General features: G+C 42.1%; 16 protein-coding genes. 11 read left to right on the forward strand and 5 right to left on the reverse strand.

The window, feature by feature from the left end; translation table 11 throughout:
* A partial coding sequence (locus ACO1R6_RS20580; protein ID WP_486266991.1) for a DEAD/DEAH box helicase occupies positions 1 to 398 on the reverse strand: 398 nt, incomplete at its 3' end.
* A 413-nt stretch (positions 399 to 811) separates the two neighbouring features.
* Here ACO1R6_RS20580 and ACO1R6_RS20585 point away from each other — a divergent pair.
* From ACO1R6_RS20585 to ACO1R6_RS20605, 5 genes are all read left to right on the forward strand, one after another.
* Positions 812 to 4,180, forward strand: coding sequence for a UvrD-helicase domain-containing protein (locus ACO1R6_RS20585; RefSeq protein WP_486266992.1), 3,369 nt, complete (start codon positions 812 to 814; stop codon positions 4,178 to 4,180).
* A gap of 328 nt (positions 4,181 to 4,508) precedes the next feature.
* The gene (locus ACO1R6_RS20590) at positions 4,509 to 5,939 is read left to right on the forward strand and encodes a hypothetical protein (RefSeq protein WP_486266993.1); all 1,431 of its coding nucleotides are present in this window, start codon (positions 4,509 to 4,511) and stop codon (positions 5,937 to 5,939) included.
* A 54-nt stretch (positions 5,940 to 5,993) separates the two neighbouring features.
* Positions 5,994 to 6,821 carry a hypothetical protein gene (locus ACO1R6_RS20595; RefSeq protein WP_486266994.1) on the forward strand — a complete coding sequence of 276 codons (828 nt, stop codon included), beginning with the start codon at positions 5,994 to 5,996 and terminating at the stop codon, positions 6,819 to 6,821.
* Positions 6,802 to 7,665, forward strand: a complete 864-nt coding sequence (locus ACO1R6_RS20600; RefSeq protein WP_486266995.1) for a CHAT domain-containing protein — start codon at positions 6,802 to 6,804, stop codon at positions 7,663 to 7,665. The genes ACO1R6_RS20595 and ACO1R6_RS20600 overlap by 20 nt, the downstream gene beginning before the upstream one ends.
* Before the next feature lie 476 nt (positions 7,666 to 8,141).
* Entirely contained in the window at positions 8,142 to 11,033 is a 2,892-nt protein-coding gene (locus tag ACO1R6_RS20605) for a PD-(D/E)XK nuclease family protein (protein WP_486266996.1), read from the forward strand.
* A gap of 77 nt (positions 11,034 to 11,110) precedes the next feature.
* Here ACO1R6_RS20605 and ACO1R6_RS20610 read toward each other — a convergent pair whose 3' ends face one another.
* Complete coding sequence (locus tag ACO1R6_RS20610) at positions 11,111 to 11,404, reverse strand: LysM peptidoglycan-binding domain-containing protein (RefSeq protein WP_486266997.1); 294 nt, start codon at positions 11,402 to 11,404, stop codon at positions 11,111 to 11,113.
* 269 nt (positions 11,405 to 11,673) lie between these two features.
* Here ACO1R6_RS20610 and ACO1R6_RS20615 point away from each other — a divergent pair, with 269 nt between their 5' ends.
* The 4 genes from ACO1R6_RS20615 to ACO1R6_RS20630 all read left to right on the forward strand — a co-directional run bounded on the left by ACO1R6_RS20615 (position 11,674) and on the right by ACO1R6_RS20630 (position 16,564).
* Positions 11,674 to 12,081 carry a lipocalin family protein gene (locus ACO1R6_RS20615; protein WP_486266998.1) on the forward strand — a complete coding sequence of 136 codons (408 nt, stop codon included), beginning with the start codon at positions 11,674 to 11,676 and terminating at the stop codon, positions 12,079 to 12,081.
* A gap of 125 nt (positions 12,082 to 12,206) precedes the next feature.
* Positions 12,207 to 13,718, forward strand: coding sequence for an ATP-binding cassette domain-containing protein (locus ACO1R6_RS20620; RefSeq protein ID WP_486266999.1), 1,512 nt, complete (start codon positions 12,207 to 12,209; stop codon positions 13,716 to 13,718).
* A 470-nt stretch (positions 13,719 to 14,188) separates the two neighbouring features.
* Positions 14,189 to 15,535, forward strand: a complete 1,347-nt coding sequence (locus ACO1R6_RS20625) for a DNA recombination protein RmuC (RefSeq protein WP_486267000.1) — start codon at positions 14,189 to 14,191, stop codon at positions 15,533 to 15,535.
* 153 nt (positions 15,536 to 15,688) lie between these two features.
* A complete protein-coding gene (locus ACO1R6_RS20630; RefSeq protein WP_486267001.1) occupies positions 15,689 to 16,564 on the forward strand; it encodes a substrate-binding domain-containing protein in 876 nt (291 codons plus the stop codon).
* A gap of 172 nt (positions 16,565 to 16,736) precedes the next feature.
* Here the strand turns inward: ACO1R6_RS20630 and ACO1R6_RS20635 are convergent, their stop codons facing one another.
* Together ACO1R6_RS20635 and ACO1R6_RS20640 are read right to left on the reverse strand one after the other, a co-directional pair.
* Positions 16,737 to 17,453: a pirin family protein gene (locus ACO1R6_RS20635; protein ID WP_486267002.1), complete on the reverse strand. Its 717-nt coding sequence runs from the start codon at positions 17,451 to 17,453 to the stop codon at positions 16,737 to 16,739.
* Positions 17,454 to 17,828: 375 nt separating this feature from the next.
* The gene (locus ACO1R6_RS20640) at positions 17,829 to 18,599 is read right to left on the reverse strand and encodes an XRE family transcriptional regulator (protein WP_486267003.1); all 771 of its coding nucleotides are present in this window, start codon (positions 18,597 to 18,599) and stop codon (positions 17,829 to 17,831) included.
* 576 nt (positions 18,600 to 19,175) lie between these two features.
* On the opposite strand from ACO1R6_RS20640, the gene ACO1R6_RS20645 reads away from it, so the two are divergent.
* Positions 19,176 to 20,396: a S8 family peptidase gene (locus ACO1R6_RS20645; protein ID WP_486267004.1), complete on the forward strand. Its 1,221-nt coding sequence runs from the start codon at positions 19,176 to 19,178 to the stop codon at positions 20,394 to 20,396.
* Positions 20,397 to 20,454: 58 nt separating this feature from the next.
* Here the strand turns inward: ACO1R6_RS20645 and recQ are convergent, their stop codons facing one another.
* Complete coding sequence (gene recQ, locus ACO1R6_RS20650; RefSeq protein WP_486267005.1) at positions 20,455 to 22,590, reverse strand: DNA helicase RecQ; 2,136 nt, start codon at positions 22,588 to 22,590, stop codon at positions 20,455 to 20,457.
* Positions 22,591 to 22,731: 141 nt separating this feature from the next.
* Here recQ and ACO1R6_RS20655 point away from each other — a divergent pair, with 141 nt between their 5' ends.
* A complete protein-coding gene (locus ACO1R6_RS20655) occupies positions 22,732 to 23,079 on the forward strand; it encodes a four-helix bundle copper-binding protein (RefSeq protein WP_486267006.1) in 348 nt (115 codons plus the stop codon).
* The last annotated feature ends 184 nt before the right edge of the window (positions 23,080 to 23,263 follow it).

Genomic DNA, 23,263 nt, shown 5'->3' on the forward strand with positions numbered 1-23,263 from the left:
CGGCCGGGCGTACCAATAACTATTTGCACGCCTTGTTTCAGGGCGCGTAATTGCCGGTCGTAAGATTGGCCGCCGTAAATAGGCACCACGCTTATACCGGTTTTATATTTAATTAATCTGCTTATTTCTTCTGATACCTGCACGGCTAATTCGCGCGTTGGGCAAAGAATCAGGGTTTGTACCCGGCGATCTTTCGGGTCGATGCTTTCGATGGCCGGAATACCAAAGGCTGCTGTTTTACCGGTTCCGGTTTGCGCCTGGCCAATTACATCGCGGCCCTGCATAATAACCGGAATAGCTTCGGTTTGTATTGGAGAAGCTTCTTCAAATCCCATATCAGCAATAGCACGCTGCATTTCCGGGGAAAGCGAAAGCTCATCAAATCGTAATTTGTTCATAAAAATTGTTTTGTTAAAAATAGGTTATACGCTATCTGAAATGAGCAGATACTTAATTTTAACTACGTTTTGTAAGAAAATTACCGACGAGGAGAAAATAGATGCTAACGGAAACGTGGCTATTAAATAAGCCGCAAATGGAATTTCGACTGCTGATTTCAAAATATTGCACAAAGGTACGGTTTTTATTTATAATTTCTGCTACAATGCTGTAAATCCTTAGATATTTATTTACTCCGAATAAAAATTACCGGTATTTATCTGATTTTCTGCTCCTAAAAAATGCTTGGGTTATTTTGATTTTCAGCTGCATCCGGCATTTGGTATTTACCCGGCGAAAAGTTAAATTTATTTAGTAGCTTAGTTTTTCAGACCCTAAGTCTCCGGGAAAATTCATTAAACAAACCGCAAAAGTGCCGCAGCAATTTAAAATATATTCTTCTTCCGCCGGTTCCGGCAAAACGTACCACCTTACCAAAGAATACCTGAAACTGGCGCTGCAAAGCAAGAACCCGGGTTATTACCGCTCCGTGCTGGCCATCACGTTTACGAACGATGCCGCCAACGAAATGAAAGAACGCATCATGTCGGCGCTACGGCAATTCAACGACCTGAACCTGGGCGAAAAGCAAAAGGCCCAGAGTGAAGCTTTGCTGGCCTCCATAACCGCCGAGATTCAGGAAGAATACCCGAACCAGGAAGTTACAGTAGAAATTATCCGAGCGCGGGCGGCCCGCACCTTCGAGCAGATTCTGTATAACTACTCCGAGTTTGCCGTGAGTACCATCGATGCCTTTGTAAACAAAGTGGTAACGGCTTTTACCCGCGAGCTGAATATTCCTTACAACTTTGAGGTAGACCTCGACACCACTACCCTGCTCAACACGGCCGTTTCGTTGCTGCTGGACAAAGTAAACAACTCCAAGGACAACGAGCTGCTTTCCCGAACCCTGGAAAACTATGCCTTGGAAAAAGCCGAGGAAGGCCGTAGCTGGAATAATTTACCCGCCGAACTGGCGGCTTTTGCGAACAACCTGCTGAACGAACAGGTGTACGAAGCCATTTCGGAATTGCAGAAGCTAAGCCTGGAAGATTTTAAGAAAATCCGGCAGGACTTGTACGCGCAAAAAAATCAAATCGAAAAATCAATTCTGGAGCGCGCCCAGACAGCGATAGATTTATTTCAGCAAGCCCAGGTAGAACCGGCGCATTTACATTACAAAGAGCGCGGCATTTATGGCTTCTTTAGTAAATACCTGAAAGCTTTTGAATTTTACGAACCCAATACCTACGCCTGGCAAGCCATCAACGACGATAAATGGACTGGAGCGAAAGTACCGAAAGACGTGGAAGCTCGGCTCGAAACCATCAAAGCGCCTCTGGTAAAATATTTCCGGGAAATTGAGGCTATCCGGCAAGAGCAGGCACCTTATTATATTCTCATTACCGAGCTGCTGAAGCACTTGTACCAGTTATCTGTGCTGAACGAGCTGGAAAAATGCATACAGGAAATTAAGCAGGATAAAAACCTGGTGCACATTTCGGAGTTTAACAAGCGCATTTCGGAGATTGTACTCAAAGAGCCGGTGCCTTTTATCTACGAGCGCCTCGGCGAAAAATACAACCACATCCTGATTGATGAGTTCCAGGACACGTCGTCGCTGCAGTGGAATAATTTATTGCCGCTCATCGAAAACTCCTTGGCTTCGGGTTACTTTAACATGGCCGTAGGCGACGCCAAACAAGCCATTTACCGGTGGCGCGGCGGCGACATGGACCAGATTTTGCACCTGTACAAACGCAACACCTCGGCGCTGTACCAGAACCGCAAATACCAGGATTTGCTCGAAAGTCGCTACGACACCCTGGATTTAAGCCTCACCCCCGCCGACCTGAATACCAACTACCGCAGCACCCGCGAAATCATCGACTTCAACAACGAACTATTCGAATTCATCAGCGAGTCGTACCTCAACTACGAGATGCTGCGGAATATTTACGACGAAAACTTTAAGCAGGCGGTACCCGATGGCGCGGCCCGCACCGGCGGCCACATTCAGTTGCTGTTTACGCACCAGGATGATACCAACAACCAGCACGACCTGGACAACTGCCAGCGCACCGAAACGCTGTACGAAGGCTACGAAAAACACGAAATCCTGACTTACCAGGAAAGCACGCTGCAAATCGTTTTACAACTAATCCGGCAGGCCCAAACCGAAGGCTACGAACCCCAGGATATTGCCGTGCTGTGCCGCACCAACCGCAACAGCAAACTGGTGGCTAACTTTTTAAAGGAGAAAAAATTCGATATTATTTCGCAGGATTCGCTGGCGCTGCAGTTTGCCGAAGTGGTGAACCTGCTCATTTCGCTCTTCCGGGTGTTTAACCGTCCCGACGATACCTTGGCCCGCTCCGAAGCCATGTACCTGGTTTGTAAGGTGGTGTTGCAGGTACAACCCGATAACCAGATGACCCAGCTGATTGCGGATGTTGCTAACCACGGCAGTAACCAGCTTTTCTTCGACCAGCTACGCTTGCTGGGCTTCAACCTCGAAGAAAAAGAAACCGGGAATTTATCGCTGTACGAACTCACCGAAAAGCTCATCCGGATTTTCGATTTGCTGGGTAAAAACAACGAGTGCGAATATATTTTCCGGTTCCTGGATGTGGTGCTGGAGTACAGCCTGAACCAAAGCAATAACCTGAACAATTTTCTGGAATACTGGGAAACTCACAAAGAAAAGCTCAGTATTAACTCGCCCAAAAACCGCAACGCCATCACCATTACCAGCATCCATAAAGCCAAAGGCCTGGCTTACCCGGTGGTGATTATTCCGTTTGCCGATTGGTCTATAGAGCCGCAGCGGGGCGCTTTGCTGTGGGGCCGGTTGCCCGCCGATACTCCCGGCTTAAGCCAATTGCCGGCCGCCGTAGTAACCATGGGCAAAAAGCTGGAAGAAACCCCACTGGGTGCCCAGTACCAGGCCGAACTGGAAAAAACCTTTATCGAAAACCTGAACATGCTGTACGTGGGCTTCACCCGCCCGCAGGACCGCCTGTACATCGTGAGCCAGAAAAAAGATTTTAACTCGGGTGCCAACCAGAAAACCATCAGCTACCTGCTTTACCTGCATCTGCAGCACAAAGAGTTGTGGCAAGAGAACCAGTTGTGCTACCAGCTAGCCAAAGGCCACGTTTCGCAAAAGGCCGCAGCCCCGGTTACCGAAGCCGTTTTTCACCTCGATACTTTTAGCTCCTACAACTGGCAGCAGCGGCTCCAGCTAAAACAGCACGCCAACAACGTTTTCGATTTCCAGACCCAGCAGGAACACCGCAAATGGAACCGCCGGCTACACTACGCCCTCTCCCGCATGACCACCGCCGACGAGTTAAATTTTGTGACTAAAATGCTGGTAAACGAAGGCATCATCAGCAGCAAAGAACTGCCGGAACTCCGCGACATGCTGAAAAAAATAGTAAAGCACCCGCAAGTGGCCCGCTATTTTGGCAAAGACGTAGCCTTCGAAAACGAAAAAGAAATCCTGCATGCCAAAGCCACCCGCTACAAACCCGACCGCATTGTTTTCGACGGCACTAGCGTAGTTCTCCTGGATTTCAAAGCCCCGCCGCTAGCACAGGAACACATCGATAACCTAAACTACTACGCCAGCTTGTTTAAGGATTTACTTTTTGCTGAGATAAAATGCGTGCTTTATTATTTTGATGTGGAGGAAGTGGAGCAATGGGTTTATGCGGAAGAAGTTAGGGCGGAGAATTAGTTAAGGCGGGGAATTAAAATAGAAAACTCTTCCTAAGCAAGTGTAACTTGAATGCAAACAGGTTAAAAATACTGATTTTTCAGTATTGCACTACTACCAAAATTTTACGAAACTGACTCACTTATTTTTATAGAATAAAGTAAATCTTAATTTACAGGTATACTCGTTACAAGCCTTTTTTTAACACCTTGAGTCTACTCTGGTATTAATTATTTATTCCGTTTAAATTTGATAGTATAAGATATAGCTATGGTACGCATTCGCACAAGTGTGTTACCGATATTAAGCTAATTCAATAGTTAGTGGTAAGTAGAAAAAAACAAAACATATGCGGAATCTCAAGCTTGAAAAAGTACGAAATTTAATAGCAAGCAATAAAATTGATGATTCAATCAAGCAGATGTTGACAATTGCATCTGAAATAAATAACTCGTTATATACAGACGTAATAAGCCTATCAGCAAGATATGAAAACTGGAATAATCAAGTAATTCGGGGAAATGCAAATAATGAAGAAAGAAATAAAATTATAATTGGTTTACTAAATACAGTTGATAAAGCTGAAATAGAAGTTAATCATCTAATTCAAGAGGCAGAAGAAGCAGAAAGAAAAGGTGATTATCATGGTGCTATTGGAAACGTTGAAAGGGTCTTGGTAACCGTTGAAGATGAAGGTTTAAGAGACTATAAAGTAAATCTAGCTGAAAATATATTAAAGGTTCATTCAATTAGTACTCCTCAAGAAAGTAAGTTCTCATTTCTTTGGGTTTTTATCACTACAGCTGTATTAACAAGTATTATACCTTTGATAATCTATTACCGGATAAAACCAAGTCATTTTTCAATACCTTATACTTTGAATTTAGTGTTGCAAATTTCTCTACTTACTTGCATGGTTCTTTACACAATTAAGCCAAGGGTAAATGTAGATAAGTTCATACTAGATGCTAGTGATTTCATTCGTGGAAAATTTGGAAATAGGATTGATGACCTAAAGTGGTTTTCTGAAAGAGCTAATGAAGGCATCAAACAATTTGGAAAATGGTGGCGATATTTAGGTATATCGTTTCTTGGATTATATGTATTATATTACGTTCAAGCATGTGTAGAAAGTTCTGGAGGAAAATTTCTATCGACAGATTTTGAAGAATATGTGGATGTTGTAATAAATGGTAGTGAAGCCTTCTTTCTTTTCGTTTTATATCGTATAATCACGGATGATACAATTAAGCCATCTCCCGAAAAAAATAAAGTTTTTGAGCAAAATTTAAATATACAAGCAGAGTTTGGAGTACTTGTTATTGCATTGTTTCTTTACATATTAGGAAATCTTATTTATAGCTCTCCAGATAACTATGGGATATTTAAATTAATTAGTAGAACAATTAGCGGTGCTGTTGTAGCTGTAGGATTATGTTTGGTAATTGGAAGGTTAGACAGCAAATTCATCGAGCCTCAAAAATGGGAACTTTGGATTCTTTACTTATATGCAGCAATACAATTATTGTTTACTTTATTTGACCCTTCTTTATTCGAAGCAGCGACAGGTAAAACTTTCGAAAGGGAAGAGAAAGAAGTTATAAGTGAATATTTCGCAACAGTAAAGATGTGGGTTCTTTATTTCATCCTTGTACTGAAAGGATTTTTTATATATTTCGTAGTAAAAATTCACAGAAAGAATGAGCTTTTCTATTATTTATTAATTGGCTCAAAGCTGAATGATGAAATAAAAGAAGGGAAAACAAGGAATAAAGTGTAACGATAGAAAATTGACCAGTAGAGCTTGAATTCGTAAACCAAATATTTTAAGAAAATGGGTAAACAAATGGATATAAACCACATTGAACATGGAATGAATGAAATCATGGGGCAAACTTCTCCGCCTGCAATTGAAGAAGCGAAAAGATTGCTCCGCATTGAGGAGAATCATCTTTTAGTTAGAAAAGACGCATATATTGGAGACCCTTATTCATTGTTGGGTGAAGTTATAATTATCAGAAAGGAAGGAGGGCAATGCCCAGGAAAATTCATTTCTGAAAATAATCCAGTATTTTTTGAATTACCGATTCAAGTAGAAATTAATGATAATTCCAAAATAAAAGAGCCAGTTACAGTAAGTTCTTTTATTATTGATAAAGGCTTATCAATGGGCATTGATGCTTTAAACTACTTATCTTCTGAATTAGACCAAAAGTCCGCTTTTAGTGTTATCGTAACTAATCAAGCTACGGGACTTGTAAAAGTACATGCAGATGGATGGAGAACAAGTTTAAAGGCATGGAAAGAAGAAAATAAAAATTTATACGATGACGATAACATTTGCTACATCTTAGCTGTCACAGGATTTGTTCAAAAAAATATACTTAGGAAGAAATACTTCAAACTTGAAGGAAATGCAAGGGGTGGAGCTTTCGGAATCAACTTAAACGGCCATGCATACACAAGTACAGAAGACTATTCTCTCGATACTATTTTTGGGCTTGATATAAAAGTTTTAAAATATCCAACTGTTACTTTTAAAGGTGATGCAGATGCCCAATTAGAAGATATTTTGGATATTGAGCCAAGTGATGCCCAATTAAACTTGTTCAAAACAATATCAACAATAAAATCTAAAAAAAATGGAGGCCTCAGTCAATAATTTAAGGAATCAAATAGCGAACGGAAGCGTAGAAGTCGCTTTAGACGAATTAATTGCAGACATTGGAACTAACTCGAAAAAAAAAGTCTATCTACATGATGCAATAGCTATTAAAGCAAGACTAAATCAACACAATCGCTCTGTGATAAGAGGAACTTTAGGTTATGGTGAACAGGTGTTGGAGAAAAACCAAATTGCCTTTGCAATATTAGACTTGTTGAATAAGCTATACGATGAAGACAAGGAAAATAAAGCAGTAGATAAGAAGGCTGAAGACGGTTATTTAACAGGTGCAATAACAATTCTATTTGTTACAGCAAACCCAGAACAAACTGCAAGGCTTCGCTTAGAGGAAGAGATGAGGGATATTGAAGAGGAACTTCGTAAGGCAAAATTCAGAGATAAGTTTTCAATTGTTAGAAAAAATGCAGCAAGAATTGGAGATTTAGAAGATGGGCTACTAAATTCAAATCCAGATATTATCCATTTTTCGGGACATGGAGTTAGGCAAGGTATTGTTTTACACGGTTTCGATAATACAAATATGACTGCCAACAATGAGTCTTTAGCACAGTTGTTCAGATTATTTTCTGATAAATTAGCTTGTGTTTTCCTAAGTTCATGTTTTTCTGAGATCCAAGGACATATCATAAATCAACATATTCCTAATGTAATCGGTATGAAAGATAAAGTCCCTCAGGATACAGCAATTGCATTTGCCAAGGCATTTTATAAAAGTTTAGGTGCGGGTCGCAACATCTATTTTTCTTTCGAATTTGCGAAAACATCAGTAGGACTGAATAATCTCGGAGGAGAAAATATTCCGATTTTATTGCAACGATGAAGTAAACGAAAACGAAACCTGCCACCAACAAGGGCATTGCTGCAATTTGGGCTGGACGTTGTAAGCCTTGGCAGCAGCAAAAAATTCGACTGCAGTTCAGGCGTGACAATATGAGTTTGGCTAATGAACAATACATTAGCAACAGTATAGCTATCAGCAGTTCCAGCGTGACGTATTTCAAACGCCCAAACTGCAGCAATGCCTGTTCGTTAACCACTCCACAGCTACGAGGTGCATCTTACAAACTACTTTATCGACTTGGACGTGGTTCTCGTACCTCCAAGTCGGCTCTATTTTGGCAACATAGTAGGAGGTAAAATGGTAAATATGAAAAAGTAATTAAATAAGTTCTTATTTTATCATGAACCTAATTGCCATTTTACTTTTAACTAAATATCCAATGCTGCTTGTTTAATAATATTTTTAAAGTTTAATTTTAACTTTGCCAAGCAGCTGCATCCACAAAAAATCCCTAAATGAAATCATTCCTGCACCAGGCAGCCGAATACATTTATAACAAATACCCCGAAAACATCAGCCAGATTTGTGTGGTACTGCCTACCCGGCGGGCGAGCATTTATTTTAAAAATGCACTGGCCCTGGTTGCCACCGAAGGCATCTGGTCGCCGGAGGTTTCTTCCATGGAAGACTTTATTTGCCGGCTGGCCAAAGTAGAGGTACTCGAGCCCATTCACCTGCAACTCGATTTATTCGATATTTTGCAGGACCTGGATCCGCACATTGATTTCGACCAGTTTGTTACCTGGGCGAGTACCTTACTCGAAGATTTCAGCCGGATGGACCAGGAAGTGGTGGATACGAAAAAGCTGTTTGAGTACGTTAGCGAGGCCAAAGCCCTGGAGCGCTGGGACCCGCACCGGATGGGCTTCGAAATTTCGCCGCTGGTGCAGAAATATTTTAAGCTCTGGGATAACCTGGAGAAAACCTACGGAAAACTGCGGCAAAAGCTGAAAGCCGAAAAGCAGGCGTATACCGGCATGGCTTACCGTTACGTAGCCGAACACATTACCGAACTCGTAAGGCGCACCACCTGTCACCAGTTTGTTTTTATCGGGCTCAACGCCATTACCCGCTCCGAAGAAATAATTATCCGGACGCTGCTGCAGGACAAAAAAGCCGAAGTGCTGTTTGATTCGGATGACTTTTACATGCAGGAAGATTCACAGAACCGCGCCGGCCATTTCCTGAAAAGGTACAAAAAGCGCTGGCCCCTGCCCGATTGGAAATGGCAGCAGAACCTGCTGCAAACTGATACGAAAGAGATAAATGCCATTGCGGTAGCCAACGCCAGCATGCAGGGCAAAATTGCCGGCCAGTTACTGCAGGATATCCGTCGCGAAAACCCCAACGCCCAGGTAGCCATTGTGCTGCCCGACGAAACCATGCTACTGCCGGTGCTGCACTCCATCAGCGAAGACATTCCGGATTACAACGTAACCATGGGTTTAACCTTTAAAGGCACTCCCCTCTTCAACTTAATTGATTTACTTTTCGATTTGCACCTGACCGGCGTTTTGCAGCCAAACGCCAGCGGTTACAAGGTGAATATGTACCACCACCTCACGGTAAATAAAATTCTGAGTCACCCGTTTATCCGGCGCTACGAAACTTACCTGAACAGCACCACCGAGGAACAAAACCACCAAAACCTGATTAGCCGGGCCGCCGCTGAAATAATAAGTAAAAACCGGGTACTGCTTTCGGCAAGCGAGTTGCTTGGGCTCGGCCACGACCACCCGCTGTTTGCCGCCTTGTTTAAAACCTGGCGCAACTGCGACGATATTGTGGCTTCGTTCTACGACCTGATAGATTTACTCAAAACGGTTTACCAGTTCCAGACCGAGAACCCCATCGAAACTGAATACCTGTATATTTTTTACACGCTGGTAAAAAAGCTCGATACCATTTTCGATTGCCGGCAGCAAAAAATATCAGTGCGCAGCTTTAAGCGGTTCCTTTACGAAAATATTGCCCAAACGCGTTTGCCATTCAGCGGTGAACCGATTTCGGATATACAAGTAATGGGTTTCCTGGAAACCCGCGCGCTCGATTTCGAGAACCTGATTATTTTATCAGTCAACGAAAACATTCTGCCGCAGCCCAAAAAGCACAAGTCGCTGATGCCGTACGACGTGCTGAAAACCTTTGGCCTGCCCACGTACGCCGAACAGGAAAGCATGACTTCGTATTATTTTTACCGGCTGCTGCAGCGGGCAAAAAAAATAAACCTGTTGTACGTGTTGCCTTCCGATACCTACGGCTCCGGCGAAAAGAGCCGTTTTATTTTGCAACTGCAACACCACCTGGTTCCGGCCAATCCCAATATTACTTTCCGCGACCTGACCGCCGTAGTAGAGCAGCACGAAAGCAAAAATTACCAGCCAGATATTATTATTCAGAAAGATGAGCAGGTGCTGGCCAGCCTAAAAAAAGCTTTGGCAAAAGGTTTGTACCCGTCGCACCTGAATATGTACATCAACTGCTCGCTGCAATATTATTTTGCCAAAATTGCCGGCATTCAGGAAACCGTGGAAGTGGAAGAAGAAATTGGCGCCGACCAGTTCGGAAATATTGTGCACAAAGTACTCGAAGATTATTTCCGCCCTTTCCAGGAGCAGAATTTACTAATAACTACCGCCGACATAAACAGAATGCTGGCCACCTTGCCGCAGCAGGTAAAAAAAGCTTTTAAAGCCGGGCCGTTGCAACACATGCCCGAACAAGGCATGAATTACCTGCTCGCCAAAATTGCCACCCAGGTCCTCGAAAATTATCTGCAAAAACAAGCCGCCTCCCCCGACCTGCCCCTGCGTATTTTAAGCCTGGAACAGGTAATGGAAACTATATTGCCCGTAGAAATTAACGGCGAAATAATACCGGTAAAAATTGCCGGTAAAGCCGACCGCATAGATGCGAACGAAAAAGCCGTACGGGTAATCGATTATAAAACCGGGCTGGTGAACCCCGCCGATTTAAAAATAAAACCCGAGCACGTAAAAGAACACCTGCTCACCGACCGCAAATACGCCAAAGTGCGCCAGCTCTGGTTGTACCGCTATTTAATGTCCAAACAACTGGAGGCCGATGGGAAATTAGAAGGCAATATCCCGGTCCGGAAAGTAGAAGCCGGTATTATTTCGTTCCGGAACCTCAATGCCGGACTAATGACCTCCGATATTGCTTTTTCAGAAGAAACGCCGGGTAGCCAGGCCGAGTTTATTCAGACCACCGAAGAATATTTGACAGAATTTGTGCGCAACATGCTGGACCCGGCGCAGCCCATTCATAAAACGCAGGATTTAGAAGTTTGTCAGTACTGCCCTTACCGGGGCATCTGCGCCCGGTAAAAAAATAAACCCGGCAAGTTTTAAAAACCTGCCGGGTTTATTTAAATCGAAAATTCGAATATCGAACCTCAAAAAATCTATCTCGGAATCACCAGTTTCTGACCCGGATGAATCAAATTCGGATCTTTAATCTGGTCGGTGTTGGCCTGGTGAATTTTGTGCCAGGCATTGGCATCGCCGTACAGTTGTTTCGCAATTTTAGATAAAGAATCGCCGCTTTTTACGGTATAATATTCTTTTTGCGGAGCAGCTGGTTGGGCGGGTTGCGCCGGCTGCGCTACCGGTTGGTGTACCTGGTTGGCAGTATTGGGTTTAGCCTGCGGCTGCGCAGGTTTTTCGTTTCCCTTCTGAAAAAAATCAAACAATCCCATAGTTTTATGTCTTTATATAGCTTATAACTAATTTAGGGTTAACTGCTTTGGCAGCTTTAACCAATTAAGCTTACGCCTAACCCTTAAAATAGTTATAAACACCCGCATAAATTATTCCTGTTATTTTGCCTTTTGCTGATGTGTAAATTATTTACTTAATCTGTAGCATTAACCTATTTGAATTATAAACCGTAACATTCAAAAAACTAAATGTGTTTAAGGATTATACTTAGTTGTATACTGTTGTTTTAAAACTAAAAAAGAAAACTATGAAAATTACTTTCTTAAGAAATTACCTGGCGCAGCTGGTGGTATTGCTGTTATTGGTAGCCGTTAGCTGTAAGTCTAAAGATACCGTAGGTACGGCTGCTACCATTTCGGGCACCGATAGCAAGACCTGGAAAGCCACCCGCCAAGCCAATGCCAGCGGCGATAAGGATAAAATTACCGGGGCTGAAAAACAAGAAGAAATGCAATTTTTCTCTAACGGCTCTTTTAGCATGCGGTCGGCTACCGAAAATGCTTCGGGTAAATGGACTTACGACCCTATGGCCAAAAACCTGCAACTACAATTTGTTGGCTCATCGGTTACCGAAAATTTTCAGGTGCTTAGTTTAACCGACGACGAAATGAAATTGCAAAGCCCTAACGGCACCATGACCCTAGAAGCGCAATAATTTTATTTTTTCCCTGTAAACGAAAGAGGCCGGATAATCCCGGCCTTTTTTATTGTACCGGCTATTCTTTTCCCGGTTGGCTTTACCCAAATATTTTTAACTTGCCGCTAAAAGCTTCTTTTTGCATGAGTACTGCGGCCGCTAACTTACCAGATACTATTTTTTTAGAATTAAGCGCGGCGGGTTTTACCCGTTTTAACGGACCTGCTCTTACAAATATTACCTGGACCATCAAAACCGGCGAAACCTGGGCCATTACCAGTCCGGCGGGTAGCGGTAAAACCACCCTGGCCGAGGCTTTAGCCGGAAAACACCGCCTGGTTAGCGGTAAAGTAACTTACCGGTTTTTGCCCAATTCAGAAGCGTACTGGCAGTTAAAAAATTACGTGTCGTTTATTTCTTTTCAGCCGCAGCAACGAGAACTCGATTACGGCCACTTTTATTACCAGCAACGCTACAACAGTTCCGACACCGAGGGCATTACAACCGTAATGGAATATTTAACCAGAACAACGGCTGCCGCCGCCCCGGCACAAATGGTCTGGGACGAAGTAATTCAGCTTTTAAACTTAACCGAATTATTACCACTAGAAGTCATTAAATTATCGAATGGGCAAACCCGCAAAATGCTGATTGCCCAGGCGCTGTTGCGGCAACCACGCTTGTTAATTCTGGACAATGCTTTTACCGGTTTAGACCAACAAGCCCGTCAGGATTTTAAAAATTTAATTAAGCAATTAATACAGCAAGGCACGCAGGTGGTACTGGTTACCAGCCCCAACGATATTCCCGAAAGTGTTACCCATGTGCTGGCCCTCGATAACTTTGCCATAGCTGGCTCTTATACCCGCTCCAAATTTTTGCAAAAACAATGGCCGCAGGAGCAGAAAACGACCAATACCGAGACCACAACAGCAGCTTCAACTTTATTTACCCACCAGACTATACCTGATTTTGCAATTGCAGTAAAATTTGAAGCTACCACCATCCGCTACGACCAGAAAGTTATTCTGGACAACATAAACTGGACCATTTGTCAGGGCGAAAAGTGGGCCTTAGCGGGCCCCAACGGTTCGGGCAAAACCACTTTGCTCAGTTTAATAAACGGCGACAATCCGCAGGCTTTTGCCAATAAAATTACCTTATTCGATCGGCGTAAAGGTTCCGGCGAAAGCATTTGGGACATAAAAAAGCGGATTGGCTTTGTGTCGCCGGAGTTGCACCTGTATTTCCGGCAAAACTTACCGGCGGCCACCGTGGCTGCTACCGGCTTCTTCGATACCTTATTTCCCAAAAGAAGATTAACCGCCGCGGAAGCGCAACTGGTAAATAATTTTTTCGGGTTTTACGGGATTACCGCTCTGCAAAACAAAAGCTTTCTGCAATTATCGGCCAGTGAACAGCGTTTGGTTTTAATTATCCGGTCGTTGCTTAAAAACCCCGAAATGCTAATCTGGGACGAGCCGTACCAAGGCCTGAACGACGCACTCATCCAAAAAACACAAGAATTACTTACCACTTACGCTACCCCAACCAAAACCATTATTTTTGTAAGTCATTACCCCAAAGAAATTCCGACCTGGATTAACCAATGCATTTATTTAGAAGAAGGCCGCATTAAAGAGTTGGTTAAATAATGACACCATATCCCCAACCTCTTCAACTGAAAGCGAAGGAGAACCAACCTAACGGATTATTTACGAACAACTTCTGTAGCCAATAATCGCCGCAATATAAATTATCCTAAAGTTGACGTTAGCCATTCACTTGTAATTACTAAGATTAGAACACAACTTTAAATTGACTCATCATTTATAAAATTTCCTTCACTTTCTGGTCATTCCGGGAGGAAATTTTCTGGGTAGAAAGCCATACGGCAGCTTAAACTTAATAACCTATCTAACTTCCTAATCAGAGAATGATTCTTAATAGAACGACCGAGGCAGAAGGTATGTATCCTAATAATAGTATTTTCAGGTCTAAGATTTAGGGTTAGGCTTATAAATAAATTTATTTCCATTTCAGATCAGGATAATATTTTTGCTCTGGTTAGGTTAGTAAAACAGGCTTATTTGTGCGCCAGCGCTTTTTGTCTTAACTTCACCAAATGGACATTTTATTCGGATTGATAGGATTTATGGCGGGAATAATGGCCGCGTATATTTATTTTAGGCAGAAAGCCGCTAGCTGGCAGAAAGATTTGCAACAGGCGCAGGTTGCCCAATCGGTGCTACAATTACAAATTACCGATAAACAAAAAGAAAATGCCCAGCTAAAAGACGATATCAAAAGCTTGGGGGGGAATATTTTAGGTTTACAAACCGAACTGACCAAAACCGAAACCGACCTCTACCATTTAAAGCAAAAATTAACGGAACAAAAAGCGGAGTTGGAAGAGTTGCGTAATTCGTTTTTACAACAGTTTTCCAGCGTATCGAACCAGGTGCTGTTGCACAACGCCGAACATTTTAAACGGGCTTCCGCCGAAAACCTGGAAAATATTCTGATGCCGCTAAAAGAGCGCATCCGGGAATTCGAAAACAAAGTAGATACTACCTACGAGAAAAGCCTGAAAGAAAATATTGCCTTAAAAGAACAAATTACCATGTTGGCCGGCTTAAACCAGCAAATGAGCCAGGATGCCATTAATTTAACCAAAGCTTTAAAAGGCGAACGCAAAACCCAGGGCAATTGGGGCGAATATTTGCTCGAGGTGCTACTCGAAAAATCAGGCTTACGGCTGGGCGAGCATTATTACCGCGAAACGGTTTATAAAAACGAAGACAATAAATATTACCGCCCCGATGTAATCGTAAATTTACCCGGCGAAAAACACTTAATTATCGATTCAAAAGTTTCGTTAGTAGCGTACGAGGCCTATTGCAGTTGCGAAGACGAAAACCGCTTACCAACTTACCTGGCCAGCCATTTGCAATCCATCCGGACCCATTACCACGACCTTAGCAAAAAAGAATACCACCATTTAATTGGGTTAAACTCGCCGGATTTTGTGCTGATGTATATACCCATAGAGCCGGCATTTAATTTGGCTATGCAGCACGACCGCGATTTATTTATTGATGCGCTTAACCACAATATTGTTTTTGTAACCACCTCTACCCTGCTGGCTACTTTGCGTACCGTAGAAGGCGTTTGGAAACAGGAAAAGCAAAAACAAAACGTACTCCGGATTGCGAAAGAAAGTGGCTTGCTGTACGATAAGTTTGTGGGTTTTGTAGAGGACCTGAAAGCCGTTGGCCGGCAAATTGATAATACCCAAACCAGTTACCAGTCGGCGCTGAATAAACTGAGCCAGGGCAAAGGCAACCTGATTAAAAAAGTAGAATTATTAAAAAACCTAGGGGCCCGTACTTCTAAATCTTTAGACCAGCAAATATTAAAAGAAGCCCAAACTGAACTACAACCCTCGGTGCAAGAATTAATGCCGGAATAAATTTATGTCTGTAGCTGGTGAGAATTTAGGAAGAAAGAATTGTTCAAACTTTAATATTCTAAAAAGGTTTATTAAACCGGAGGCCTGATATTTTGAACTGTTACATTAAAACGCATCTTACCACATACGGGTAAGTACATACTTATAAAAACTATGAATAAGACAAATTTTAAAGTGGGTGGCGTACCCGAGCATTTTAATTTGCCCTGGTACCTGGCATTGGAAAACGAATTATTTGCCCAACAAAATTTAAATATTACCTGGCAAGATTACCCAGGCGGAACCGGTGCCATGGCCAAAGATTTGCGGAGCGGGGCTTTGGATATAGCCGTACTATTAACCGAAGGGATTATAGCTGATATTGCGAAAGGCAACGATAGTAAGATAATCAGTATTTACGTTGCGTCGCCGTTAATCTGGGGGATTCACGTACCGGCTTCCTCGGATATACAAAATATTAACGAATTGGCTGATAAACGGTATGCGGTGAGTCGGATGGGTTCCGGTTCACATTTAATGGCCTGTGTAAATGCCGCCCAACAAGGCTGGAATCCGACGGAACTCGAACTGGTATTGGTAGGCGACATAAATGGCGCACGTGAGGCTTTTAAAAATAACCACGCCGATGTTTTTATGTGGGAAAAGTTTATGACTAAACCGTTGGTAGATAGCGGTGAATTTCGGCGGGTAGGTGAATGCCCTACGCCGTGGCCTTGTTTTGTAATTGCCGCCCGCACCGAAATAATAGAGAAGTATACAAAAGAACTGCAACAACTCCTGGCGGTTATACACCAGGCCAACCAGGAATTTATGCAAAACCCCGCAGCCAGCCAACTGGTGGCCGAACGTTTTAATTTACAACCCGCCGATGCCGAAACCTGGTTTAAAGCTACCCATTGGGCTACAGAAGCAACGGTGCCTTTAGATACGGTACAGCAGGTACTCGATACGCTGGCTAATCTTAATTTAATCCAGAACAAACCCGAACCCGCCCACCTGATCGCTAACTTAACGGGCATCCAGGACTAATTTTTGTCTTGAAGAAGTAAGAATATAAGACTTGCCGTTGCTGGATTAATCTTAAGTTATAAAACGCCAGAAAATTTTGTGCCCTTATAAATTTGAGCTTAATTTAATTTTTCAGTTATAATAAAACAAAAGCCGGCATAAACCGGCTTTTGTTTTATATACGTTATTAAAATTAATAATTTGCTGTTACCGCTGGCACATCAATTAAAATAAAAGTACTGTCTTGGGTGGCTTTAAAGGTAATGGCATCAGTATCGGTAATCCGGAGTTGGTCGTTTTGGAAAACCTGGTAACCATTGATAAACATCTCGCCGGTTATCAGATAAACCAAAGATTGCCGGATATTAAAGGTCTGGAAATTGTATTCCTTATCTTCCCTTAAATCGCCGTAGTAAACCGTAGAATTGGAATTTAAGTAAACGACATCTTCGAGTACTTTCTGGCCGGTAGCCAAGGGTATTAATTCATTTTTAGCTTCCAAAAAATCGGCGGGCTTTTGCTCGTAAGAAGGCGCTAAATTCTGTTTATTCGGAATAAACCATAATTGGTACAAGTGCACCTCTTTATCAGTATTGTTATGTTCCGAGTGTACCAGCCCGGTGCCGGCGGTCATGCGCTGTACTTCGCCGGCCCCAATAATGGTTTTATTTCCCAAACTATCTTCGTGGGTTATTTCCCCTTCCAATACCAGGGTAATAATTTCCATTTCGGCGTGTGGGTGCTGCGGAAACCCGCTGTTAGGCGCAATTACATCGTCGTTAAAAACCCGCAAAGGCCCAAAACTTACATTTTTCGGATCGTAATAATCGGCAAATGAAAACAAGAAATAAGATTTAAGCCAATCAGCCGACGTAAAATGTCTATCAGAAGCTTTTATTAATTCTACCATAGTTTGGGGTTATTTATAAACCAATCTTAATTATATAGATAATAATTTATATACAAACTACGGCAATCAACTGGTTATGTTTGTTTTAAATAAACTAATCTTAATCGAATACTTAAGTGATTGTTTATTTAATATCCTTATCAATTAGTTAATGCGCTTAAAAGATTGGGTTCATGTTAAACTTGTCGAAATAGCAGAATAATTTCTATATAAAGGTAATAGATTCCTGCAACGAAGTCTGGTGACAAAACTGTTTTTTAAAGAGCAGTTCTTATTAGATAGTATTATAATATCAAAGGTTACTTTGTTGAGCAAAAAAAATCCTTCCCGCATTTACCGGAAGGATTTTCAGAGAATTAATCTCAGCTTTAAAAATTAGGCCTTTTTTAATTTAATTACCTCTTGCTGCAAATCCATTACAATAGAGGTTAGTTTACTTAAAGAGAAATCGGCAATCGGGAAACTACTGCTAATGTAAGCTTTGGCTTCCCAGATTTCGTAAATATTTTCTACTGATAAGTCGTAAGGCTGGTAAACCGGATTATCGGAGTGTAGCTTTAAAGTGGCATCGGATTTTATTTTGTTGTAAACCCGTTTAAAAACCACGCCTTCGTTCTGGCTCACCAGTATGCAGGGCGTACCATCTTTAATCTGCGACCAATCATCGATGTATTTGCCAATAATTACGGTGCCGGAAGCAATAGGCAACATAGAATCACCTTTAATTTCGAAAGCCCGATGGGTACCAGTGGTATTAAGCATAGGTAACCGGAACTTGGGTAACTCTTCAATAAACTCCGGATCAGAATAGCCATTTAGGTAACCCGCGCTTGCTTTATGCGGCACCAGTTCTATATTTTCCCGATCATCTTTGTCTACCGTAATTGCCAACACCCGCAATTTACCGCCGCCGGCATCATGATTTTTATGAATGTCTAAATCGGTTTTGCTTAGTTCTAAAGTTACCAATTGGTCGAGGGAAATATTAAATAACCGAGCAATATTCACCAAAGTACTAAGTTTTGGTTCGGCCCGCCCCTCTTCATACGCCCCAATCAACGACCGCTTAATATTTAATTTTTCAGCCAATTGAGCTTGCGTAAATCCACTTTTCTTTCTCAGATACTTTAAGTTGTTATCAACCATTAGCCTGATATTTTATGAATAATTATAAGATTTTATATTTTGTAAATGTAACTAATTTATCTTACTTATACTAATTTTTTTAGTTATAAAATTCTAAATATTAGTTAATTGTTTAGCAAAACTGTTTTCTTATCTATAAAAACAAAGTTTCTTTTGGCTCAATTAAATTAATTATTTTAAATATATAAAACTTAAAATATTAATATTTACTTAAATTATACTCTGTTTTTGAAACATTTTCAGGTTTGCACAAAAACAATTTCACCAGGGTTCTAACTAGTTAAATTTATCGATATTTATTTTGTTTATTTTTGTCAAATATTTAATTTACAGTTTTTTATAAACCAAATGTTTAATTATACCTAATTAATAATAATTTCAAAATTTTAATATTTTATGACTTTTATAAGTTGACTTGAAAAAATATTTGGTATTTACCAGATTAATCCTGAACTTAATCCTGAAAAAATAATGTTACGCAATCATCTTTTAAAATCTTAATTTTTATCTTAGAAGAACTGGTTTAAAATCAATTTCCCATTTTACTAATAATATTATTAACGCATACACTTTTCTATGAAGGCAACCAAATTTCACAAAGCTGTTTCATTTTTTGCACTGGCCTCCGTTTTTTCTATGGCTGGGTGCCAGCAAGACCAGGTTCTCGAAGAACAAGCTCCGCAGGCAAATACTGCCAAAGGCGCCTCGGCAGCCAGTAACACTCTTGAAGGTAAATACATTGTTGTATTTAAAAACAATGGTCAAAACGCATCGGAGACAATAGATGAACTGGTGGTAGCAAAAAATTTAAAAACAGTTGATATAAGTGAGAAATTTGACGGGAGAATAAAAGGCTTTATGGGTAAACTAACTAAAAGCCAGGTTAGCAATTTGCTCCATAATCCTGAGGTTGCCTCTATTGAACCCGACCAACTCATTTCCATCCGGAAAAACAACCTGGCCAATGATTTAAACAAAACCCTTGTACCGGCTTCTGTTGAATCGGCTACGCCTACCTATACCATGCCGGCGCAACAAGCGCAAACCATTCCGTGGGGCGTGGCGATGGTTGGCCGCGGCGACGGTACCGGCAGAACTGCCTGGGTTTTGGATAGTGGTGTAGATGTTTACCACCCCGATTTAAACGTAGATGTGGCCCGTAGTACCAGTTTTGTTACTGGTTTAACATCGGTACAGGATGGTTACGGCCATGGCACCATGGTAGCTGGTATTATTGGAGCTAAAAACAACAACATTGGTGTGGTTGGGGTTGCGGCAAATGCCACCATTGTTGCTTTACGGGTTTTAGATGATGCCGGGAATGGTAGTTTATCTAATTTAATCAGAGCGGTAAACCATGTAAGCACTTATGGTAAAGCCGGTGATGTGGTAAATATTAGTTTAGCGGCTGCACCATCTACAACTTTAGACAATGTAATAAAAACTGCTGCGGCTAAAGGTATCTATTTTTCGATTGCGGCCGGTAACTATGCCACTGATTGTACTAACTCTTCGCCGCAACGGGTAAATGCTACCAATGTATACACCGTTTCGGCTATGGACCAGAACAAATATTTCTGGAACAACTCTAACTTTGGCGCTCCTATAGATCGGGCTGCACCCGGGGTAAATATTACTACTACCGGCAAAAACGGCACGTATACCTCCGGCTACGGAACTTCTTTTGCTGCTCCGCACGTAGCAGGTTTACTTTTACTCAGAGGCAATTCCATTGGCACCAACGGCAACGTAATCGGCGACCGAGATAGCTGGGCCGACCCAATTGCAAAATATTAATTATTGTTCTTCAATTACATAAAACAGAAAAAGCCGCTCAAGAGCGGCTTTTTCTGTTTTACACCGGTTGGGTTTTATATTTTCTTTTGTAAATGGCTATTGCTAATCTTATTTTATAATAGTCTATTTGTCCGCCCAGAACTTCGTGAAAATCTTTTAACTTGGTTTCTGGGCCCAGTTGACGAATCATGTTTTCCATTAGCTGGTACTCGGTAGCGGTTATGTATTGGTGAATATTTACCTCGTAGGCTTGCTCATATAAGGTAGCCAAATGGGAGAAAACCGTAAGCAGGTTCAGGTTACGACGGGTGGCAATCTCCTCTGGCGATAATCCTTTTTTTAAAGATTCGTAGGTAATTAAATGAGTAGCACCTTTTACTTTATTCCCCTGCTCCTGCTGCTGGGTAACAAACGCGATAATTTCATTTATAAAATCAAACCCGTAATTATCAAACTTAACCATACCTACCCCGGTTATGGCCAACATGGCAATCCGGTTGGTTGGTTTGGCATCGGCCATTTCCAGAAGCGTACTATCCGAAAATATGACGTAGGGCGGTACTTGCTTTTCGTCGGCAATTTTTTTCCGTAAAGTGCGCAGCCGCTCAAACAACTCGTCTTTTATAATTTCTTTTTTTGGTTTGCGAATTTCCGGAGCGGCTTCTTTTTCGGTATATGGTTCAAATTTTACCAGATTAACTTTTAAGTCCGAAAAAAGTACCTTACGACTGCGTTCGGTTAACCTGAGCGCATAGCCTTCTTCGTAAGCTACTTCTAAAAAGCCAGCGTTTAATAATTGGTGTAAATAGCTTTGCCAATCCTGTACCGGTAAATCGCGCCCGGCACCATAGGTTTTTATTTTATCGAAGCCTTTTTGTAACACTGCCTGGTTGCGGGCACCCCGTAAAACATCAATGAGTAAACCCATAGAGGCTTTTTGGTTTACCCGTGCTACCGCCGATAAGGCTTTTTGCGCAAGTAAAGTACCATCAAAAGTAGCCGGTGGGTTGCGGCATACATCGCAATTGCCACAATCTCTTTCCTGGGTTTCGCCAAAATACTGCAGCAATATTTTTCGCCGGCACATGGTAGCTTCGGCAAAATGCTGCATCCGGTCTAATTTGGCCAACTGTAAAGAAACTTGTTCGGGTTTGCCTTCGGTAAGCATGCTGCGCAGGCGCATTACATCGGAATAGCTATAAAAAAGCAAAGCGGCAGCGCGGGCACCATCCCGGCCACCCCGGCCAATTTCCTGGTAATAACTTTCAATATTCTTGGGCAGATTATAATGGATTACCCAGCGCACATTAGATTTATCGATGCCCATGCCAAAAGCAATGGTGGCGCAAATAACCTGTAAATTATCTTTCAGGAATGCTTCCTGCACGGTGGCCCGGACCTGGGGTGCCAAACCGGCGTGGTAAGCGGCCGCTTTGTAGCCCAAGCCCATGAGTTTATGCGCCAGCTGCTCAGTTGTATTGCGGCTCAGGCAATATATAATACCGGGTTGGCTCCGGTGGTTTTGCAGAAATTCAGTAATATTGTTTAAGCGGTTTTTAGCGGGCAAAACGCTCAAACTTAAATTTGGCCGATCAAATGACGATACAAAAACCTTGGGCTCCTGTAACCGCAATTGCTGGAGAATATCTTGCCGGGTTAACCTATCGGCGGTAGCCGTAAGGGCAATAATGGGCACCTGCGGAAACTGCTCTTTTATAAAACGCAGTTGGGTATATTCTGGCCGGAAATCGTGGCCCCACGCCGAAATACAATGCGCTTCATCGATAGAAAATAAATTAACCGGCAAGCGCTTTAAAAACGAAAAAAATCCTGCCGACAATATTTTTTCCGGCGATACATACAACAATTTTAGCTGACCGGCCAAACACTGATTTTCTATGGCGTACTGCTCTTCGGCTTTTAAAGTACTGTTGAGGAAACCAGCGGCTACCCCGTTGGCCCGCAGCGCTTCTACCTGGTCTTTCATTAAAGCAATAAGCGGCGATACTACTACGCAGATACCTAGTTTAACCAAGGCCGGCACCTGGTAACACACCGACTTACCACCACCGGTAGGCATTAATACCAGGCAGTCCTGCTGCGCCATAACCGTTTCGATAATGGATTGCTGCATGGGCCGGAAAGAATCGTAGCCAAAATATTCTTTTAAAACCGAGTGGGGCGTGCGCGTCATAACCAACAAAAGTACCGGTTACAAAAGTACACAATCTGCCGGAAAAACCGGACTAAATGAGCGCCGGCATAACCGGCTGAATAACTAAATTCCTTAAGGGGGCGTATTTTAACTATCCGAAACAATTTAAAAGATAAAAATATGAAATCAGAAAGAACGAACAATCTGGAGCATACTTTAATAAAATGTATAACTGCTTGCGAAACTTGCGCTACCCTTTGCCTGCAGGAAGACGATGTTAAAATGATGGTAAAGTGTATTCAGACCGACTGGGATTGTGCCGATATTTGTGCGCTTACCGCCCGATTGGTAGCTCGAAATTCACCGCATGCGCCGCACGTTATGCGCGAGTGCATTGAGGTGTGCCAGGCTTGCTACGAAGAATGCGCCAAACACGACCATGACCATTGCCAGAAATGCGCCGAAGCCTGCCGCGAATGTGCCGAAGCTTGCCGCGAATGGTTAAGAAGTAAAAATATTGCCCTTTAATTTCTTATCAGAGGCCAATTTTTTAAAATAGTTTAAAGCAGAAAAGCCCGTATAAACGGGCTTTTCTGCTTTAAACTAGATATTTGATTAACCAATAATCATATCTATAATGCCGGTAATTACTGATAATATTAAACTAAATATTAAGGCCCAGATAAAACCATTTACGGCAAAACCACTTAAG

Source organism: Adhaeribacter sp., from assembly GCF_057359045.1.

Coding starts and splice junctions, on each gene's coding strand:
- ACO1R6_RS20625 (WP_486267000.1), top strand. CDS start 14,189: ATGGACATTTTATTCGGATTGATAGGATTTATGGCGGGAATAATGGCC.
- ACO1R6_RS20645 (WP_486267004.1), top strand. CDS start 19,176: ATGAAGGCAACCAAATTTCACAAAGCTGTTTCATTTTTTGCACTGGCC.
- ACO1R6_RS20610 (WP_486266997.1), bottom strand. CDS start 11,404: ATGGGATTGTTTGATTTTTTTCAGAAGGGAAACGAAAAACCTGCGCAG.
- ACO1R6_RS20655 (WP_486267006.1), top strand. CDS start 22,732: ATGAAATCAGAAAGAACGAACAATCTGGAGCATACTTTAATAAAATGT.
- ACO1R6_RS20630 (WP_486267001.1), top strand. CDS start 15,689: ATGAATAAGACAAATTTTAAAGTGGGTGGCGTACCCGAGCATTTTAAT.
- ACO1R6_RS20615 (WP_486266998.1), top strand. CDS start 11,674: ATGAAAATTACTTTCTTAAGAAATTACCTGGCGCAGCTGGTGGTATTG.
- ACO1R6_RS20595 (WP_486266994.1), top strand. CDS start 5,994: ATGGGTAAACAAATGGATATAAACCACATTGAACATGGAATGAATGAA.
- ACO1R6_RS20640 (WP_486267003.1), bottom strand. CDS start 18,599: ATGGTTGATAACAACTTAAAGTATCTGAGAAAGAAAAGTGGATTTACG.
- recQ (WP_486267005.1), bottom strand. CDS start 22,590: ATGACGCGCACGCCCCACTCGGTTTTAAAAGAATATTTTGGCTACGAT.
- ACO1R6_RS20590 (WP_486266993.1), top strand. CDS start 4,509: ATGCGGAATCTCAAGCTTGAAAAAGTACGAAATTTAATAGCAAGCAAT.
- ACO1R6_RS20620 (WP_486266999.1), top strand. CDS start 12,207: ATGAGTACTGCGGCCGCTAACTTACCAGATACTATTTTTTTAGAATTA.
- ACO1R6_RS20600 (WP_486266995.1), top strand. CDS start 6,802: ATGGAGGCCTCAGTCAATAATTTAAGGAATCAAATAGCGAACGGAAGC.
- ACO1R6_RS20635 (WP_486267002.1), bottom strand. CDS start 17,453: ATGGTAGAATTAATAAAAGCTTCTGATAGACATTTTACGTCGGCTGAT.
- ACO1R6_RS20605 (WP_486266996.1), top strand. CDS start 8,142: ATGAAATCATTCCTGCACCAGGCAGCCGAATACATTTATAACAAATAC.